24 protein-coding genes, 1 tRNA gene and 1 pseudogene are annotated in these 17,789 nt (G+C 60.0%); 11 read left to right on the forward strand and 15 right to left on the reverse strand.

The features are described from left to right. Positions 1-535 (reverse strand): VCBS domain-containing protein (locus CO666_RS13200; protein WP_210202060.1); only part of this gene is annotated, 535 nt, incomplete at its 3' end. A 455-nt stretch (positions 536-990) separates the two neighbouring features. Beyond that, positions 991-1,740, reverse strand: coding sequence for a cytochrome c biogenesis CcdA family protein (locus tag CO666_RS13205; protein WP_097612578.1), 750 nt, complete (start codon positions 1,738-1,740; stop codon positions 991-993). A gap of 209 nt (positions 1,741-1,949) precedes the next feature. Between CO666_RS13205 and CO666_RS13210 the strand changes: the two genes are divergently transcribed. Further along, positions 1,950-2,025, forward strand: a tRNA-Lys gene (locus CO666_RS13210). Positions 2,026-2,200: 175 nt separating this feature from the next. Next, positions 2,201-2,581: a hypothetical protein gene (locus tag CO666_RS13215; protein ID WP_143540296.1), complete on the forward strand. Its 381-nt coding sequence runs from the start codon at positions 2,201-2,203 to the stop codon at positions 2,579-2,581. Here the strand turns inward: CO666_RS13215 and tnpC are convergent. From tnpC to tnpA, 3 genes are read right to left on the reverse strand one after another with little or no spacing between them, the layout of a single operon-like run. Then, complete coding sequence (tnpC, locus tag CO666_RS13220) at positions 2,566-4,254, reverse strand: IS66 family transposase (RefSeq protein ID WP_097612580.1); 1,689 nt, start codon at positions 4,252-4,254, stop codon at positions 2,566-2,568. The two genes, CO666_RS13215 and tnpC, sit on opposite strands and share 16 nt — an antisense overlap. A gap of 45 nt (positions 4,255-4,299) precedes the next feature. Further along, positions 4,300-4,653 (reverse strand): IS66 family insertion sequence element accessory protein TnpB, encoded by a 354-nt coding sequence (gene tnpB / locus CO666_RS13225; RefSeq protein WP_097612581.1) that lies wholly within the window; start codon positions 4,651-4,653, stop codon positions 4,300-4,302. After that, positions 4,650-5,084: an IS66-like element accessory protein TnpA gene (gene tnpA, locus CO666_RS13230; protein ID WP_097612582.1), complete on the reverse strand. Its 435-nt coding sequence runs from the start codon at positions 5,082-5,084 to the stop codon at positions 4,650-4,652. Before tnpA ends, tnpB begins: the two co-directional genes overlap by 4 nt. Positions 5,085-5,194: 110 nt before the next feature. On the opposite strand from tnpA, the gene CO666_RS13235 reads away from it, so the two are divergent. Continuing rightward, a complete protein-coding gene (locus CO666_RS13235) occupies positions 5,195-5,548 on the forward strand; it encodes a hypothetical protein (protein WP_143540297.1) in 354 nt (117 codons plus the stop codon). A gap of 29 nt (positions 5,549-5,577) precedes the next feature. Here the strand turns inward: CO666_RS13235 and CO666_RS34150 are convergent, their stop codons facing one another. Continuing rightward, positions 5,578-5,739: a hypothetical protein gene (locus CO666_RS34150; protein ID WP_179869677.1), complete on the reverse strand. Its 162-nt coding sequence runs from the start codon at positions 5,737-5,739 to the stop codon at positions 5,578-5,580. Between CO666_RS34150 and CO666_RS13240 the strand changes: the two genes are divergently transcribed. Beyond that, a complete protein-coding gene (locus CO666_RS13240; protein WP_097612584.1) occupies positions 5,738-5,941 on the forward strand; it encodes a CsbD family protein in 204 nt (67 codons plus the stop codon). The genes CO666_RS34150 and CO666_RS13240 overlap by 2 nt on opposite strands. Positions 5,942-6,015: 74 nt before the next feature. On the opposite strand, the gene CO666_RS13245 is transcribed toward CO666_RS13240, so the two are convergent. Beyond that, complete coding sequence (locus CO666_RS13245; RefSeq protein WP_097612585.1) at positions 6,016-6,243, reverse strand: hypothetical protein; 228 nt, start codon at positions 6,241-6,243, stop codon at positions 6,016-6,018. A 228-nt stretch (positions 6,244-6,471) separates the two neighbouring features. Between CO666_RS13245 and CO666_RS34155 the strand changes: the two genes are divergently transcribed. Both CO666_RS34155 and CO666_RS13250 read left to right on the forward strand, forming a co-directional pair. Further along, the gene (locus CO666_RS34155) at positions 6,472-6,645 is read left to right on the forward strand and encodes a hypothetical protein (RefSeq protein ID WP_164517683.1); all 174 of its coding nucleotides are present in this window, start codon (positions 6,472-6,474) and stop codon (positions 6,643-6,645) included. 291 nt (positions 6,646-6,936) lie between these two features. Continuing rightward, positions 6,937-8,430, forward strand: a complete 1,494-nt coding sequence (locus CO666_RS13250; protein ID WP_097612586.1) for an FAD-dependent monooxygenase — start codon at positions 6,937-6,939, stop codon at positions 8,428-8,430. Positions 8,431-8,447: 17 nt separating this feature from the next. Here the strand turns inward: CO666_RS13250 and CO666_RS13255 are convergent, their stop codons facing one another. Both CO666_RS13255 and CO666_RS13260 read right to left on the reverse strand, forming a co-directional pair. Next, complete coding sequence (locus tag CO666_RS13255; protein ID WP_097612587.1) at positions 8,448-9,182, reverse strand: hypothetical protein; 735 nt, start codon at positions 9,180-9,182, stop codon at positions 8,448-8,450. 468 nt (positions 9,183-9,650) lie between these two features. Continuing rightward, positions 9,651-9,833 (reverse strand): hypothetical protein, encoded by a 183-nt coding sequence (locus tag CO666_RS13260; protein ID WP_097612588.1) that lies wholly within the window; start codon positions 9,831-9,833, stop codon positions 9,651-9,653. A gap of 340 nt (positions 9,834-10,173) precedes the next feature. Between CO666_RS13260 and CO666_RS13265 the strand changes: the two genes are divergently transcribed. Continuing rightward, a complete protein-coding gene (locus CO666_RS13265) occupies positions 10,174-10,467 on the forward strand; it encodes a DUF982 domain-containing protein (RefSeq protein ID WP_097612589.1) in 294 nt (97 codons plus the stop codon). A 269-nt stretch (positions 10,468-10,736) separates the two neighbouring features. On the opposite strand, the pseudogene CO666_RS13270 reads toward CO666_RS13265, so the two are convergent. Beyond that, positions 10,737-11,543: pseudogene (locus CO666_RS13270) on the reverse strand (nickel-binding protein); the annotation flags it as partial. Positions 11,544-11,978: 435 nt separating this feature from the next. Here CO666_RS13270 and CO666_RS13275 point away from each other — a divergent pair. The 3 genes from CO666_RS13275 to CO666_RS13285 all read left to right on the forward strand — a co-directional run bounded on the left by CO666_RS13275 (position 11,979) and on the right by CO666_RS13285 (position 12,793). Next, positions 11,979-12,236, forward strand: coding sequence for a DUF982 domain-containing protein (locus CO666_RS13275; protein WP_097612590.1), 258 nt, complete (start codon positions 11,979-11,981; stop codon positions 12,234-12,236). A gap of 135 nt (positions 12,237-12,371) precedes the next feature. Next, positions 12,372-12,542, forward strand: a complete 171-nt coding sequence (locus tag CO666_RS13280) for a hypothetical protein (RefSeq protein ID WP_179869678.1) — start codon at positions 12,372-12,374, stop codon at positions 12,540-12,542. Beyond that, positions 12,542-12,793: a hypothetical protein gene (locus tag CO666_RS13285; protein ID WP_097612592.1), complete on the forward strand. Its 252-nt coding sequence runs from the start codon at positions 12,542-12,544 to the stop codon at positions 12,791-12,793. Before CO666_RS13280 ends, CO666_RS13285 begins: the two co-directional genes overlap by 1 nt. A gap of 178 nt (positions 12,794-12,971) precedes the next feature. Here the strand turns inward: CO666_RS13285 and CO666_RS13290 are convergent, their stop codons facing one another. Then, positions 12,972-13,157 carry a hypothetical protein gene (locus CO666_RS13290; RefSeq protein WP_245436784.1) on the reverse strand — a complete coding sequence of 62 codons (186 nt, stop codon included), beginning with the start codon at positions 13,155-13,157 and terminating at the stop codon, positions 12,972-12,974. A 111-nt stretch (positions 13,158-13,268) separates the two neighbouring features. Beyond that, the gene (locus CO666_RS13295; protein WP_097612593.1) at positions 13,269-14,762 is read right to left on the reverse strand and encodes an FAD-dependent oxidoreductase; all 1,494 of its coding nucleotides are present in this window, start codon (positions 14,760-14,762) and stop codon (positions 13,269-13,271) included. Between the two features lie 44 nt (positions 14,763-14,806). Between CO666_RS13295 and CO666_RS13300 the strand changes: the two genes are divergently transcribed. Beyond that, positions 14,807-15,331, forward strand: coding sequence for a MarR family winged helix-turn-helix transcriptional regulator (locus tag CO666_RS13300; protein ID WP_097612594.1), 525 nt, complete (start codon positions 14,807-14,809; stop codon positions 15,329-15,331). Positions 15,332-15,355: 24 nt separating this feature from the next. Here CO666_RS13300 and CO666_RS13305 read toward each other — a convergent pair whose 3' ends face one another. From CO666_RS13305 to CO666_RS13315, 3 genes are read right to left on the reverse strand one after another with little or no spacing between them, the layout of a single operon-like run. Continuing rightward, positions 15,356-15,748 (reverse strand): RidA family protein, encoded by a 393-nt coding sequence (locus tag CO666_RS13305; protein WP_097612800.1) that lies wholly within the window; start codon positions 15,746-15,748, stop codon positions 15,356-15,358. A 52-nt stretch (positions 15,749-15,800) separates the two neighbouring features. Then, positions 15,801-16,382, reverse strand: a complete 582-nt coding sequence (locus tag CO666_RS13310; protein WP_097612595.1) for an NAD(P)H-dependent oxidoreductase — start codon at positions 16,380-16,382, stop codon at positions 15,801-15,803. Continuing rightward, positions 16,379-17,788 (reverse strand): FAD-binding oxidoreductase, encoded by a 1,410-nt coding sequence (locus CO666_RS13315; protein WP_097612596.1) that lies wholly within the window; start codon positions 17,786-17,788, stop codon positions 16,379-16,381. Before CO666_RS13315 ends, CO666_RS13310 begins: the two co-directional genes overlap by 4 nt. Position 17,789 lies beyond the last annotated feature (1 nt).

Here is a 17,789-nt window from a genome sequence, read left to right on the forward strand (position 1 = left end):
AGGTGTAGGCGGTGTCCTCGGTTCCCGCTGCCAGCGTCGCCGCCGTGCCGCTCAGCACCGGTGCATCGTTGATGCCGTTGATGACAACCGTCAGCGTGCCGACACTGAGCGTGCCGTTCGACATCTTGATGGTGTACTGGATCGTGTCCTTGAACGTTTCTCCGGCATCGAGCGCGTTGATCTGCGCGCTTAGACCGGCTGCGTCATAGTGAATCTTGTTGTCACTGCCGATCCAGAATGTTGCTCCCTTCTGGGAGGTTTGGCTGTAGCTGATACCCACGCCGTCCTGGATCAGCAGGTCCTTGTTGTAGTCGACAAACGCCTTGTTGGTGACGATGATGGCGGCCCCTCCGTCGTCGTTCTTGACGCCGTCGTCCACCGAATAGATCGTGGTCTTCGCTCCGCCCCCGCTTGCCGCCAGGACGTCGAAGGTGAACTGAAGCGTGCCGTCCTCGGTGCTGGATTGTGTCAGATCGGCTGCCGCGCCCGAATTCGAGAACGTGACGGTCGTGCCTGAAACTGTCGTAGTCGCCATTACAAATCCCCTCTGTGATCCTTTGCGAACGATGGAAGTGTTCGCCCCCCCAGTGATTATATTGACCCCGTCACCTGCAGTCCGCCGCCGACGCAATCGCGGAATAAACATTCCCAACTAGACGCTATATTATATTTTACTGAAAGAAAACCATATAATACATGTTATGTTGTCAATAATACATTTGGTGATGTTGATAATACATATGGCGATTCATGTAATGATTCACGCCAGCAGCCAACAGGCAACCAGCACTTCTGCTTCATCGGCCCGGAAGAGTTCCAAAGCGAGGCCGGCGAAGTCGATCGGGAGATTGTCCATTGAATCCGCCGAAAGCGGAGATAAGCAATCGCGATGGCTCTTTTAGAAGAGCAAGATGCATGTGCGGGCAGTGCCATGTCCGAAGCCCCCACGCACAAGAGGTCTTCCCGTGCGCGGGAATGATCGGCGCGGGTTTAGCCGATTTGCATCAGGATCGGAAAGGTCTGCTGGAACCAGATCGCCACATCGCTCACCCAGCCGAACAGGAAGGCGAGACCGGTGAGGATGAGGAAGACGCCCATCACCTTCTCCACCGTGCCGAGATGGCGGCGGAAGCGCGACAGGAAGCGCATGAAGGTGCCGGAAAAGCCGGCGGCGATCCAGAAGGGGATGGCAAGGCCGAGCGAGTAAACGGCAAGCAGCCCGGCGCCGGAGCCGACCGTCTCGCGCGAGGCGGCAACGCCGAGGATCGCGCCGAGCACCGGTCCGATGCAGGGCGTCCAGCCGAAGGCGAAGGCAAGGCCCATGATGTAAGCGCCGGTCAGCGTCGCCGGCTTGCCGCCGCTCTGGAAGCGCGCCTCGCGGGCAAGCAGCCCGATTCGGAAGAGGCCGAGGAAATTCAGCCCCATGACGATGATAACAAGCCCGCCGAGCTTGGAGAGCAGATCGAGGTGCTGGCGAAGCGCCATGCCGATGCTGGAGGCGCCGGCGCCGAGCGCCACGAAGACGGTGGCGAAGCCGAGCGTGAAGAGCAGCGCCGAGAACAGCACGCCGCGCCGGACATCGGGCGCCACCGCAACCGCGGAGCCGCCGCGGAACTGCTCGACCGAGATGCCGGCCATATAACAGAGATAGGGCGGGACGAGGGGAAGCACGCAGGGCGAAAGAAAGGAAAGCGCCCCTGCTATGAGAGCGCTCCACAGGGAAATATCGGCAATCGACACGCATACTCTCCGGCTGCAATCTGCGTGATGTTCCTAGCTTTGCAGGCCCATCATTGCCAATCACCTTTTTGCGCTTGGCAGCAATATGCCTCGCGCTCGGCAAGAAATGTGCCGAACGTTTGAAAAAGCCGAATTTTTCGGTTGACCGCAATGGGTCGCCTGCCTATGTTCCGCCCACTTCCGGCCGGGGTGTCACACCCACGGAGAGGGAGAGCGTAGCTCAGCCGGTAGAGCAACTGACTTTTAATCAGTAGGTCTCGGGTTCGAACCCCGACGCTCTCACCATAAAAACCTTAAAAATCATGCAGTTACCGGTTAAACTAAGACCTCGTTAGCTGGGTTCGTCGCCCGGCTAACGTGGCGCTAACGATTCTGTCGTGTTGCCGGTATTGCACAATCCCGTTCCGTGAGTTGAATCTGAGAACGAAGCTGATACACGCACAAGGAACCATCCCCACACGTGAGCTTAGAAATGGTGCCGGAATTCCCTAGAAGGATCGCTCGAATCGGTTCGATCCTAGCGTTGCTTGGATCATTGATATGGGTTCAGTGGCCTATCGACTTTGCCAAGTTTAACGTCTCCGCAATGCTTCTGGCGCTTGCAGCCTTTGTGACCTGGGCAGGCATCGAGCTGTCCGATTATATCGGAGACAACAAGTCACACGACAACGTCATGTCAGACGACGTCGATAAGCTCAATTCTCTTCTCAAGATAATAGACAAAAACCAATTCTATATTCTGAAGGAGAAAGGTATCCATACGCCGGGAACCGCGGAACTGGGTCGCGTGCGCGGGTCATTGCTGATGTATGCTGCGGATAAGATTCAGGCGGTGATCTGAGGAGAGGCTTTTTCGGCCTGGCGCAGCCTTTTCCACTCCCATGGGAGCAGTTCGTGCAAGCGGGAGACGGGCAGATCGGCGATGCGGGCGAAGACATCGGCAAGCCATGCCTTTGGGTCGACATCGTTGAGGCGACATGTGGTGATGACGGTCAGCATGACGGCGGCACGATCGGCCCCACGCTGTGAACCGGCGAAAGTCCAGTTCCGTCTTCCTAACGCGATACCTCTCAGCGCCCGTTCTGCGGCGTTGTTCGTGAGACAAACCCTCCCGTCCTCGAGGAAAAGGGCAAAGCCCTCCCAGCGCTTGAGCATGTAGTCGATCGGCTCGATGACCTCCGACGATCGGCTGAGCGTGGCGCGTTCCTTCGTCAACCACTCGTGCATGTCATCGAACAGCGGCTTGCTCTTTTCCTGCCGCACAGCCCGTCGTTCTTCGGCGCTCAATCCGTTGATCTGCCGCTCGATTTCGAACAACTCGTCATAGCGCTTGACGGCTTCCAATGCGATCGGCGAGATCGGCTTGCCTTTCCGCTTGTGATCCCGAGCATTTTTCTGGATATCAGCCAGTGCAAAGAATTTCCGCCGCGAATGGGCATGGCAAAAGGCAAAGGTGATCGGGACCTCTTTTGTTGCGGCAACAGCGATCGGCTCGAAGCCATTGTAGCAATCGCTCTGCAGAATGCCGCCGTATCCGGCCAGGTGTTTCTGCGGATGTTCGCCGCGCCGGTCACTCGACGCATAATAGATCGCCGCCGGCGCAGCCGTTCCCCCGAACGGCTGGTCGTCCCGGATGTAAGTCCATATTCGCCCAGTTACGCATTTGCCTTTGGCCTGAATCGGGATGGTCGTGTCGTCACCATGCAATCGCTCGGCCCCGAAGACATGCTTCTCGATCAGGTCGTAGACCGGCATGAGGGCCGCCGTTCCAAATCCGACCTGATCGGCCAGCGTCGAGGTCGACAGGTCTATGCCCTCACATTTGAACCTTGTGCTCTGGCGGTTCAGCGGACTGTGCATCCCAAACTTGTCGAAGACGATCGTCGCCAGCAGATGCGGACCGATGAAGCCGCGCGGCGTGGCATGGAACGGTGCTGGCGCCTGGCTGATCGCCTCGCAATCGCGGCAGGTAAATTTCTCCCGAACCGTCTCGGTCACCTTGAAGCGGCGCGGTATCTCCTCCAGTGTCTCGTTGACATCCTCGCCCAGCTTCGACAGGCGCGACCCGCCGCAGCAAGCACAGACGGTCGGGGGATCGATCACCACACGCTCGCGCTCGATATCGTCCGGCCATGGCTTGCGCACCAGCCGTTTGCGTGTGAACGAACGAACGCCCGAAGTTCTGGCAGCAGCAGCCTGGGCCGCCACTTCATCCTCCGTCGCGGCCATCACGAGTTCTTCGAGCTGCAATTCCATCTGGTCGATCAGACGCGCCGTGCGCTCGGATCTCTGACCGCGCAGTTCGCGCCGGAGCTTTTCGATCGCCAGTTCCAGACTGACGATCAGCGCCTCACTGTCCGACAGCATGGCCTGCGCATTGGCGGCTTGCGCCACCGCAATGTCCCGCTCGGCGGCAACGACATCGCGTTCAGCCTGAAGGATCGCACGCTCGGAAAGCAGCGCCACATAGGCGCTTGCAAGGTCCGCAGGGAGATCGGAAGGCTTCGATACCATGAAGCCATACCATCATATTCTCTCAATATTTTCAATGCGGTAATACTATCCGACCTTCGTCGGACGAAAGGTTTCCTGCGGATGGCGCCAATCAATTCCGGACAACAAATAAGAAAGCTGCGCAGGCGATATCGCGATCGCGCCGCCTTCCGCAGACGGCCAGACGAACCGGCCGCGGTCCAACTTTTTTGTAAAAAGGCAGCTCCCCTGGCCGTCACTCCAGATCACTTTTATCAGCGATCCGCTGCGACCGCGGAACACAAAAAGATTGCCGTCCAAAGGGTTCAGTTTCAGCACCTCCTGCACCCGCAGTGCAAGCGATGGAAACCCACACCGCATGTCCGTATGGCCGGTTGCAATCCATACCCGCACATTTTGACCGGAAGGAAGCGTGATCACCGCAACGTCTCCAGCCCCCGCATGATCCGCAGCAGCGCCTCAACGTCGACGCTGCCGTCCACGACCACACGACGGCCGTTCGCCGCAACAATCTCCATGCGGCCGGAAGGAGACGCCACCGGATGCTCCATCGCAGCAGGTGGAGTGACCTGCTTCATCGGCACAAAAGTTTCCGGCATGACGAACGCCGGCACAAAACCATCGGTTTGTTTCTGGCCATGCAAACCCTGGCGAACCGATTTGCGCCAACGGTTCAGCAGGGAGCGGCTGATGCCGTACTCACGGGCCGTGGCCGACGCCCGGCCTCTCCCCGCAAAACTTTCTGCGACAATCCGCAGCTTCTCATCTTCCGTAAATCGACGCCGCCGACCGGTGTTGACCACCTCAAGACGGCTCACCCGAGACCCGCTGTCTCCTTCAAAAATCTCCATGTTGGCAACTGTCCTTATGCATGGGAATAAGGACAGGGTCTGAACAGTTTTACTCAATATTCACAGGCGGTCTCGCTCGGACGGATACGGAGAAAGCGATTCAGGCTTACATGGAAACCGACGACTATGATGGGATATTGAATTTAATAATCTTTCGCAAAAACGATATTTTTCCATTCCATAATTCTAAAATACAGTTTCTCTACGAAAAATTCTGCAGCGACGCTTACGAATTTCACTCTAATTTCTATGGCTTGTACACGAATGATGGTCGAGGGAGCTCGACATGGCGTCCTAGAGGCGATGGGTATGTAAGTGAAGAAATCTACGACAGGGTAATGAGCAAAATCGCCGTGCTAAACGATAAGGCGTCGGAACTCGCGCAACAATGGGAGGAGCTGATTAGCGTATCGCGGCAGGAATTGAAGGGGGCTTCTAAGTCCGTTGAACGCTACGATATGTGAGCGCGGGACAATCGCGGCAGCATGCGTATCTAGATCAGCCGCCTGACGGCATCCCCGGACTTATCCCACACGCGCCGCAGCCCGGCGGCGTGGTCGTCCTGTAACGCGACGGTTATGAAATCGGCCAAGTCGCAGGAACCACTTCCGCGACGGTCCGTTTTCTCCTCATGAACATAGGAGAAATCGATCATGGATTGGAATCGTGTCGAAGGAAACTGGAAGCAGGCGAAGGGCAAGATCAAGGAGCAGTGGGGCAAACTCACGGACGATGATCTCGACCAGATCGCTGGCAAGCGCGACCAACTGGAAGGCAAGATCCAGGAGCGCTATGGCATCGAAAGGGATCGTATCAGACGCGATATCGATGACTGGACCGGTCGCCAGACTTGGTAGTACCTGAACAAAAACCCGGTGAAAGCCGGGTTTTTGCTGTCGGAGAAGCTAAGGCGCCCAAGGGCTGTCTCCTGTCATGAATATCCACCAACAGCCAGGAGAAGCACGCCAACCGCGATAACGGCGAGGGCTGGCCAGTTTTTGGATAGGCTGAGGAACCTGAGGCCTTGGCGCTGCGGTTCCAGCGTGGTGCCGCCTTGCGGCAGTGGATGCGGATTGCTCGGTTTCCGACCACGCACCGACGAAAAGAGAAGGAGAAGTCCGCCGATAATGAGCGCTGCTCCGATCAGGATGATCCACATGGTGGCCTCCGCTGGCGACTGGGATAAGGGCTAAACCAAATCCAGATCCGATCGTTCCGTCTCTGATTGCGTGACGCCTTCCGTTGCACCTCGGACGCATTTCAGATCTCCGGCGTCTTTGTGGTCGCCCGCGCAATTGCGGACGGACGACTGCCTTTCACGGATTTCCGTTTCGGAACCAAAAGCACTCGGATTGAATTTGACTGTTGAGTCATCTTGGAGATCCTGATGGACAAGACACCGAAGACGGCAATCCGCGGAATGATGGTGTACGTGCTGGCTCTTCTCGTCCTGGGCATTCTGGCGGGCGCTGTATACACAATCTACGGCCATCCCGGCGATCCGTCCGAGCGGCCCGCGGCTGAGACGATTCCGGATAAGGCTGTGGCTCCGCAGCAATAGCTCGGCTCAGTCAATTGACCGGTCGCCCTTCGAGAACAAATGATGATCGGGAAAGGCGTCTGCCAGATCCGGCGCACACCCGGTCAGGTCGTGTTGAAGAGCCTCCGTTAATTGCAAAAGTCCAACAAGCGGCAACGAACATGGCTTTGGAAAGCAAGGCGGAAATCCTGTCGCAAGTCCTTCCAACCAGTAGAGAGCTCTAATTATAGGGGGAACAACCTGCGACACCGAAATCGGGGCCGGGGTAACTCTGGAATATTGCGCAGGCCAGTCGGAGCAAAGGAGTTGCGGATGAAAGACCATGCGGTCGTGATTTCGGGAGGAGGCCCGACGGGGCTGATGCTGGCAGGCGAGTTGGCCTTGGCGGGCATCGAAGTCGCAATCGTCGAACGCAGGATGGACCAGGAGATTGTCGATTCGCGGGCCGGCGGCCTGAGCGCCCGCACGCTCGAGGTTCTCGACCAGCGCGGCATTGTCGACCGGTTCCTGGCGGAAGGGCAGATCGCCCAGGTCGCGGGATTTGCGGTCACACGGCTTGATATCAGCGATTTTCCGACGCGGCACAATTATGGGCTGGCGCTGAGGCAGAAACATATCGAGCGAATTCTCGCCGGATGGATCGACGAACTGCCGGTGCCGGTCTATCGCGGCCGTGAATTGGCGGGTTTTGCGCAGGACGAGACAGGCGTGATCATCGAACTCTCCGATGGCGCCTCTTTCAGGGCAGGCTATCTCGTCGGCTGCGATGGTGGCCGCAGCTTGGTTCGCAAAATTGCCGGCATCGAGTTTCCGGGCTGGGACGCGACGACCAGCAACATTCTCGCCGAGGCCGAGATGGAGGAGGAGCCGCCGCTCGGCGTCCATCGCACGGCGCTCGGCATGCACGCCTTCGGCCGCGAGGAATACGAAATTCGCGACGGCAAGGTGGTCTTTGCCAGCGAAGGCCCGATCAACGTCATGGTGACGGAAAAGATCGCCGGCGGCACAGGCGAGCCGACGCTTGGCGATCTCAGGCAAGCGTTGATCGATGCATGCGGAACGGATTACGGAATTCACAGCCTGAAGTGGATTTCGAGGTTCACCGACATGTCGCGCCAGGCGGCAGCCTACCGCAAGGGCAGGGTGCTGCTGGCCGGCGATGCCGCGCATGTGCATTCTCCGGTGGGCGGGCAGGGCCTCAATACCGGTGTGCAGGACGCGGTGAATCTTGGTTGGAAGCTGGCCCAGGTCGTGAAAGGAATATCGCCGGAAAGCTTGCTCGACACCTATCACGCCGAGCGCCATCCGGTGGCCGCCCGCGTGTTGCGCACGACGATGGCGCAGGTCGCCTTGCAGCGTACCGACGATCGCACCGAAGCCTTGCGAGACATCCTATTGGAACTGCTCGGCATGGAAGAACCGCGCAAAAAGATCGCCGCTGAAATGTCCGGACTGGCGATCCACTACGAGTTCGGCAAGGGACATCCGCTGCTCGGCCGCCGCATGCCTGACCTTGAACTGGTCACATCGGATGGTCGCCTGCGTGTCTATACGCTGCTGAAAAATGCGCAGCCGGCGCTCCTCAATCTCGGCGCGCCCGGCAGCCTCGACGTCACCCCGTGGTCAGGCCGCATCCGGTCGGTCGACGCCAGCTATGACGGGCCATGGGAGCTGCCGGCGATCGGCGCGGTCTCGGCGCCCACCGCCGTCTTGATCCGGCCAGACGGTTATGTCGCCTGGGTGGGCGATGGGACGCAGGATGGCCTGCACGAGGCGATGAAGACCTGGTTCGGACCGCCCGGCTAAAGGCCGAAAACTCAATTCTAGGCGGCAAGCGAAATCGAACCGCAATCCAAAACCGTTTCGGCCTCCGGCATCGGTTTGCCGCGGCGTTCCCATGTCCGGCGGCTGATGCCGAATGCCTCCCACGGGCGCGCCGTGCTGAAGGAATTGGCGAGATAGTCGGCTCTCGGAATCGCGCCTGCGGCGCGGCGTTGCTCCTCCTTCCGGCTTCGGTCGCGCTGGCGCCGCTTTTCCTTTTGCAGTTTTGCTCTTTTCCGCTTCGGCACGTCGAAGGCGCCGATCGTGCGGATATCGAGGGCGCACCGTTCAGCGTAGCTCACATGCAGAGCGTGACCGAGCGCGTCGGCCGACAAGGGAGAAAAACGCACCTTCGTCCGCTCGTAGATGATTTCCTCGATGCAGGCTTTGCCGGCCCATGGGAGCCATCGCGCCGACCAGCCGAGAACCACCTCGGCAAACTCCTGCCGGAACTCGACGAGCGCGAGACCGGCGATCACCTCGACATAGATCAATGCGTCATCGGCCTCGGGCACGATCGCCCCGTGACGATGCCTGATCAATCTTTCGATCTCGCGCATCCGGCCGTGGAAATGGCTCCAGCGGCCACCCTGCGCGCGGCGCTGAACGGCCTTGTAACCCAGCAGACAGTCGCCGAGCTTGATTGCCGTCACATCCCGGGAAAACCCCTCCGGCCGATCTGCCTTGGCAGCCTCATTCCTGGTTTGAGTGGCTTTGTCTGCGCCAAGACGGTCCATCGATTTTCCTCGCAATCGGCCCAGGGAGAAGCCGAAACGCGTGACTATAAAGGACGTCGAGGGGGGTGATGTAGGCCTTCCGCACGTCATTTTGTGGATTATCGACGAAACAGATCTCGGTTGGCGCCGGACGCTGTCTCCACAGATCAGAGAGCGGGCGAGATGCTTGTCCATTCATGGCCCGCGCACAGGTGGTTCTTTGCCGCCGGCTGCAGCAAGAAGGAGGATCGGTGGAGCCGCCACGATTTATGTCAGCAGCGTTTTTACTCAGCGAAAGCCGAAGAAACTCAAAATCGCGAGCACGATAACGACAGCGCCGACAAGCCAGATCAAATTGTTCATGGGGAACCGTTCTCCTATTGAATCGAGCCAACTGTGACCCGTTGACTCAACGGCGGCGCGGGCTTGCGGTTCCCTGGCGGCCCGGCCTTCTCAGCCAAGCCTGATGACTATCGGGCGTCTGCGCTTTCAGTAACTGCAGGAGCGGGCGTTGCTGGGCCTGAATCCACCAGCGCATGCCGGGTTTATCGATGTATCCCGCTGATATTGAAAATCTTCGGGATCGGGCTTGCCCGGCGTGGTGCAGGAAGACGTGATCGCAGACAGAACGATCAGCGCCCCGGCAGCGATAAATGTCAGAAATCGGTTCATCTGGGCTCTCCCTTGCGAAGTTATCCTGATCCTAATCCGCCATGCCCTCGCCAGCCTATAGACAACGTCCGGCGCTTGACCACGTGTAAGCGGCGCACTTCCGGGCGACCTGCATTGGGCTGATTCGAACACGTGTGCAATTGATCGACCACTCCCAGCTTGCAACGCGTCGAGCCCGATCGCTGATCGATTCACTCAAGATAATCTGATCGAGCTATTCTGTCGTTATGGAAGTAGTTTCGCAAGGCCTTGGTGTGGTTTAGTCGATTTTGTCTTGAAAGAAACGAGGTTTTTTAGTAATATAACCTCACAAAAAAAGTAATATAAATGGGAGGATACTATGGCGGAAACTCGGTTTGATCCGGTTTTGCTTCATCGTCAACATTTCATCGCTGAGATCACATGTCTCGATGAAATCTTCGATTTTCTGGATGAATGGCCGCAGGACAAACGGGGTCTGGCATATGACACGCTGTTGAAGGCGTGCCGAGATACGGCCAGCGGCCGTTTTCCGCTGAGCGCCGCGCGCGAGAATTTCCGGCGTTTCCTGAAAATGTCGGGGGTGCTTGCCAAGGTCGAGGGTGCCCCCAAATTCGAGCAGCTGATGGGCGATCGAAATATCGGCAATGCTTGATCAAGGCATGTCGTGACCGCAAAATTGTGCGGCGTTTTTTGCGGTCACGACATGCTGGACAAGAAAGACCTGAAGCGCGAGGGGCGAATGCGAAAGATCGCGACGCGCTTGAGAGGGAAATAGGCTAGAACGCGCCGTCACATCCTGTGCGGCGCGTTCTGGTTTTTATGCCTGCCGGACACCTATTTCTTCGCCACAGCCCGCGCGGCAAACCTTCTGTCGGAGGCGGATGACGATCCCCTCGGCGCATCTCGGGCAGGGCTGCCATTCCAGTCGCATCGGAAGACCAGCACCGGCTTCGCAAAGCCCTTGAGGCGCCGGCGTGAGGCGTGACCGAAGAGATCGGCGGCGCCATATTCCCGAAAGATATTCTCCGAAACGAGGATCTGGTCGCTGGCGGCGGCCGCGCAGAGGCGCGCCGCAAGCTGCACGGTCGAGCCGAAGAGGTCGTTGCTGTCCTCGACCGGCTCGCCGCAATCCAGCCCGATGCGGATATGGATCGGCTCGGTGTTTCCGCCGTTGTAACGCTGGAATTCCTGCTGGATCGTCATGGCGCATTCGACGGCGGCCGTTGTGGCGGAAAAAGCGGCCATGATGCCGTCGCCGGTGTGCTTCACTTCCCGGCCTGACGTTTGACCGAGGCATCGGCGCACGATCGCATCATGGGCCCGCACCATTTCGGTTCCGATGCGGTCGCCGAGCCGCGCCGTCATCTCCGTCGATCCGACGATGTCGGTGAAGAGGATTGCCCGGTGACCGGGATCCACGTCGGCCGAGGATTGGCCGGGCGCCGGCTCGGGATCGTGAATTCGCCCGAGAAAAGCTTCGACCGCAGACAAGGCGACCTCGACGATCTCGCCGGCAACGAAGCCGTGCGCCTCGCGATGCACGCATTGGGCGGTTTCCATGTCGGGCGCATCGACGAGACAGAAGGCGGTTCCGCGCCGCTGGTCGAACCAATAGGTGAGAAACTTGACGCCGTAGCGATCCTGAATGTCGAGATCCATGCGATGTGCCCGGGCTACGTCGGCCGCCGACGTTCCCTCGAGAAAGTGCCGGTCCATGAAGATAGGCATCGCGCGCCCTCCCAGATCCGCCGCGTGCAAGAGGTGGCATTCTACGTTCTGGATGCGGCCGCGTCCACCTTTGGGACAATCAAGAGGTGATCATTAAGGCTGTTGCATTGAGGAAATCCTATGCGTTGCTGTAAATCGCATAGAATACGAAAGGAATGGTTGTGTTTTAATCAGTGTGATTTGCATGGAAGCCCGATATTTACCATAATCGGCCGTTTAAAGACTAGCCATGGGTTGTCGCGGCTATTCGGGAAGCTTCAGGCGTTCCACCGTCTCAAGCGCCTGTCGGAATCGGGAGGGATGAAGAGCTGCGTCTGTCATGGTTCATCTCAGCCGGCATGAGAGCCGCACGCGGGCAGGTGAGGCGGCTCGCCGACGGCACGATTATTGCATCGCACCCCATAAGCCCACCAAAACTGGAAAAGCTGTAACAAAGTGAAACAGACGGCAAACTTTCGACCGGTCGGCTTGGCCTCTATGGGGCTCGGCCATTATGCGGTCGTTAACTCTGTTTGGGATGCCGCGCGCACGCTGCTGCACGACTGGCCGGTCGACGACGGCGAAGAATATTTCGAAGCCGTCAAGTCATGCCTGGACGCGATCATCGGCGATCTCCAGCCGGAAGAGGTGCGGGCATCCTTCATCCGGGCCGCACAGGAAGCCGGCATCGCCGTCATCGAAGCCGCAGATTGAACGCCCGGCACCGTTGACGAAAGCAGGCGTGTCGATCAAGTCCGAACCGTCCATCCCGAACAGCCGATCATCCCCGTCTTGACATTTCCGGCCGACGGTCTAAATTAGAACAAAACAGGAACATTGGAGATGGTCATGACGCATACGGAACAAGTGATCGCCAACGCCCTAGCCCTTGTCGAAGCGTCTCGTGCAGCGCGCGAGCGCGATCAGCTGCGGCGTGCCGCCTGGCAGAGAAAGGTCGAGCTCAGCCGGCCGCTGCCGGCCTTGCCGCGTCCGGTTCAATTGCCGTTGGCGCTGAACTGATGCAGCCGACAAAAACCCTGGAACCCGATCCGGCCGGGCCCGATGACGTGTTGCCCGATCAAGCTTGGCCCGATGAAGCGTGGGAAGTCGAAGCCGTGCTGGCCTGGCATGACGACAATGCCAAGGCGACAATCCGCGCGCTGCTCGATGACTGCAAACATCTGCGCCAACAGCTGGCCCTGGCCGAATGCGCGATGAGCCGGGGCATGACACGTGGTTGGACGCCGCGTTATGAGCGCGACGCCCTTTGAATCCAGATCTTCGAAATCAAGTCTCTGAATCGGGGCTTCGGGGGCGAAAGACGTCGGCCGCCCGCCGGCTTTGCCTCCGGATCGATCCGCGCGAGCCGGCTGCGGGCGAGAACGGCGCCGGCGAATGTGATCGCCACCACGGCGCCGATCCATGCTCCATACAGGCTCTGCCCGAGGATCAAGCCGGCAAGAGGCGACGCGCCGAGAGTCCTGAGGAAGAAGGCAGCATCGGCAGGATGGCGCTGCTGCTGGCGGCATCGAGGCTGACGATGATGAAAACCGGAAGCATCAGCCGCCAGTCAAGCCGTTGCGATCCGGAATTCCCAGCATTCCCGGCGTCGGTCGAACAGGGTTCGTCACGCATCGAAACTTTCTCTCATTGATGGTAGTGTCGGCGCGATCGCGCACGGTCGGCCAGAGAAATCCGGGCGATTGTCCGCCGCCCAGGGCGATTGCCTTCACAACGGGGCTGCCGTCAGGCAAGGCCGACATGGGCGAAATAGGCCTCCAGCGCCGAAGCTTCGGCGGAAGCGACGATGGCGCCGACATAACCGTCCGGGCGAACCAGCACCCAGTCGCCTGCAGTCAGGGCGTAGGCGTCGCGGAAATGCCCGCCCTCGTCGATGAGATCGCCGCGCCGGCCGATCCTGTGGATATGCAGACCTCTGCGGGGAGGGACGGCGGTTTGCTCGGCTTCATAGCCGAGCAGCGTCCAGTGCGTGCCCTTGAACAGGTCGAACAGGCGCCGTGGCTGGCCGGCCGCACCTTGGAGCGGCGCATCCGGCGCGCGGTCGCCGGCCAGCAGGCCGCTCCGCCGCTCCGGCTTTTCCAGCGCAAGCGAGGCTTCGGGGTAGCCGATATCGAGTTGATGAACCTCGCGGCCGCGCCGCATCTCACCGCGCTTCAGAGCGTCGAGCAGCGTCGTGGCAAGGCCGAGCATGGCGGCGGCGATCGGGCGGCGCTCTTCCTCATAGCTGTCGAGCAGCGCGTCCGGGGCGCCGCCGGCGACTGCCGCCAGTTTCCATCCGAGATTATACGCATCCTGCACGCTGGTATTCAGGCCCTGTCCGCCGGTCGGCGGATGTGTATGGGCGGCATCGCCGGCGAGGAATATGCGGCCATGCCGGTAGCGATCGGCAAGCCGGGCATTCATGGTGAAGGCCGATGCCCAGGAAACCGACTGGATGGTGATGTCGGGGCGACCGGTGCGTTCCTTCACCAGGGCGGTCAGACCTGCCGCGGAAAGATCGATGTCGCCTTCGAGCGGGATCGGTCCCTGGATCTGGAACATCTCAGTGCCGGCGAGCGGGCAGAAGGAAATCTGTTTCTCCATGTCGCCCTCGGCGAAGCGATGCCAGGCGTCGCGATCGAGGCCGGTCAGCATGACATCGGCGACGATGGCGCGCACCCCCAGCGTCTTTCCGGGAAAAGCGATATCGAGCGCATGGCGCACGAAGCTGCGGCCGCCATCGGCGCCGACCAGCCAACGCACGCCGATCGTCTCTTCGCCGGCCGGCCCCTTCAGCCGGGCGGTTACCACAGTCTCGTCCTGTTCGAAGCCGATGAGTTCGCATCCGAATTCGGGGCGATGCCCGAGTTCGAGCAGGCGCTCGCGCATCACGCCTTCGGTCAGGAACTGCGGCGCCATCAGGGCGAGATGATAGGGTTCGGCAGCCGTCGGCTCCTCATGCGGCACGACGTCGGAGTCGGCAAAGCTTCCGTCGGGGCGATATTCCCGCTGCCGGGGATAGGCGCCGCCCAGCGCGACGAGCCGGTCGAGAATGCCGAGATCCTCGAAAACCTCCTGCGTCCGCGGCTGGATGCCCTTGCCGCGCGAGCCGCGGAACGGGTCGTTCAGTTTCTCGATCAGGCGGAAGCTGACGCCGCGACGGGCGAGTTCGATCGCCAGCGTCAGGCCGGCCGCACCGGCGCCCGATATCAACACGTCAACTGTCGAATTCTGTGTCATGTCAATCTCCATATGTGTATTATGCACACAATAGGAGAATCGATATGGCGGCGTCAACAGAAAATGTGCAAACTACACATATGTCGGAAAAACTGCGTGAACTGCATGGGGCTTTGATCGAGATCGTCAGCGTCATGAACCGGCCCCAGCGCGATGAGCAGATGGTCCGCGAGGCGGGCATTTCGCTCGATCGCGCGCTGTTCCCGCTGCTGGTCGCGGTGGAACGTCTCGGTCCGATCGGGGTGGTGGAACTCGCCGACCGCGCCGGGCGTGACTACACCACCGTCAGCCGGCAGGTTGCCAAGCTCGAAAGCCTCGATCTGGTCGAGCGCCGCGGAAGTGCTGCCGATCGCCGCGTGCGCGAGGCGATCATCAGCCCGAAGGGCAAGGCGATGACCGATCGGGTCGACGCCGCGCGCGAGCGGATGGGCCGCGCGATCTTCGCCAACTGGGACGAACACGACTTCAATGAATTGGTGCGGCTCATGCGACGATTCGCCAACGATATCGGCGGCGACTTCGACAGCGGCGCGACGGGCATGTCGGAAGCGCATGGAGAGAGCCGCTGACGCAGGAGGGGTATCCGGTCCGTCTCAGCAAGTTATTCTGGCGGCGGTGACCTCGACTTCCACGAGGAATTCGGGGCGGGTGAAGCCGCCGACGATGATCAGCGTCGAGACCGGTTTCGGATCGAGTGTGTAGCGATCCCGCACGGCCATGTAGACCGGGAAATCCTCGCGTTTCGTCACAAAGGCGCAGATGCGGATGACATCGGCAAAACTCATCTCGGCCTCGGCGAGAATGGCCTTGATCGCCTCGAAGCAGAGTTCCGCCTGCGCCCCGATATCCTCCGGTACCTTGTCGTCGAGACCGTGGCCGAGCTGGCCGGAGGTGACGAGCAGCGAGGCGCCGGGCGGCACCAGCAGTCCATGATTGTAATGTCCGAACGGTCGGCGCACGGATGGCGGATTGAAAACCTTCTTCATCGGCATTCTCTGCTTGATCGAGGGCGCTTCGGCAATCATTCCAGCGGGTTAATCAGAACCGTTCCATCGACGTCTTCACCTTGGCCAGAAACCTTGCCCGCGTTTCGGGGGTACAGTTGTTCATATCGTAATGAGCAAGAAAGGTGACAGGCCGCAGCGGGTTGATCTGCGCTCTCAGCACGCGCTTGACGATCTTCTTCGGCGGGTTGCCGGCGACGAAGGCGCGCAACGGCGTCGCGCCATAGGTCAGCACGGCGGCGAGCTTCCTGATATGGCGCAGCCGCGATTCCACTTTGCCGTCGACGAGCTCGAAGGAGACGCCCGGAAGCCAGACGCGGTCGAAATAGCCTTTGAGGATCGCCGGGAAGCCGAAATTCCAGACCGGCGTCACCAGCACCAGCCCTTCGGCCTGCTTCAGCCGCTCGACATAGGGTTTCACCAGCTCGGTATTACCCGGATAGTCGTGATAGCCGAGCCGGTCATGCCGTGAGAGAACGGGATCGAAGTTCTCGGCATAGAGATCGCAGGCATCCACCTCATGGCCGCCTTTCCGCAGGCTTTCCAGCGTCTGTCGGTAAAGCGCCTTGCCGTAGCTTTCCTCGACCGGATGCGAATGCAGCACGAGAACCCTCATGAGGCCTCCATGACGCTCGCCAGCCCCGGGAAGAGATAGTTCTTGCCGGCATTGAAATCGAAGTCGGGGTTTTCCCAGGCGATCATCTTGCCGGGGTTGAGCAAGCCCTTGGGGTCGGTCTCGTGCTTGAAGGCGAGTTGCACCTTGTCGGTGCGCTTCATGCCGCCTTCCTCCAGCGTGTAGCGGTGCGGGTTGAAGATCGGGCAGCCGTGATCCTGGTGGATCTTGATGATCTCTTCAAGGCGCGCCTCGGTAGTATAGCGCACCAGCGGCAGGCCGGAGCACTGGATCTGCCCGTCGAACCGGATGAATTCGAGATGGCCGGGAACCTCGTCGCCGAAGATTTCCACCATCTTGGCGACCTTGGCCACGTGATCCGGGCCTGGATACTGAACCTGCAGATAGGTGAAGCCGGGATCGACCTTCAGCGCCCGCAGCGTCGTGTGGTTCCAGGCAAGTTCATAGGCATGCGGAAAGCCCTTCATGCTCTCGACCGTGTCGGAGCGGAAGATCACTTCGCCCTTGTGGGCTGAGGTGAAGGCGAGGAAGGCATCCATCGCATGCGGCGCGATCATCAGCACCACCACCGATTGCCCCTTGCGGATATAGGACTTGTGGCGGCTGAAATAGTCGTGCGGGATCGGCGCTGCGATCGGCGCGATCTCCTTGACGAGGATGCCGTTGCACTTGGCAAGCGCATCCGAAAAGCGCACGCAGGCCATGAAGTCGTCGTAACCGACGAGAACATCGACCCAGTCATAGGCCGGTGCCAGCGGCATTTCGATCTCGGTGATGACGCCGTTTGTGCCATAGGCATGGCTGACCTTCTGCAGGTCCCAGCCGGTGAGATCGAGCACGCGCGGCTCAGCCTCCATGGTGACGACGCGCAGGCGCAGAATATTGCCGAGATCGCGCAAGCCGCCCCAGGTGATCGAGCCGACGCCGCCGGAGCCGCCGGCAATGAAGCCGCCGACGGTCGCCATCTGCGCCGTCGAGGGATGGAAGCGCAATTCCTGCCCGGAATGGGCCTTGGTCTGCTTGTCGAGCTGGGCGATGATGATGCCGGGCTCGCAGATCACCCGGCCGGGATGGATTTCCTTGATCTTGTCCATGGCCGCAAGGTTCAGCACGATCCCGCCGGAGAGCGGCATCGCCTGGCCGTAATTGCCGGTGCCGCCGCCCCGCGGCGTGACCGGCACGCCGTGCGCGAAGGCGACCTTCAGCGTCCGGATGACCTCTTCTTCGTTTTTCGGCGTGACGACGAGATCGGCCGTCACATTGTCGAGCTGCGCCTTCAGGATCGGCGAATACCAGTAAAAATCGCGGCTCTTCTGGCGCACCAGCGCCGGATTGTCTTCGATGGCGATGCCTTCGAGTTCCTTTTTGATCGTCTGATAATCCGGCATG

It is taken from the genome of Rhizobium chutanense, from assembly GCF_002531935.1.
In the GTDB taxonomy this organism is placed as follows: Bacteria; Pseudomonadota; Alphaproteobacteria; order Rhizobiales; family Rhizobiaceae; genus Rhizobium; species Rhizobium chutanense.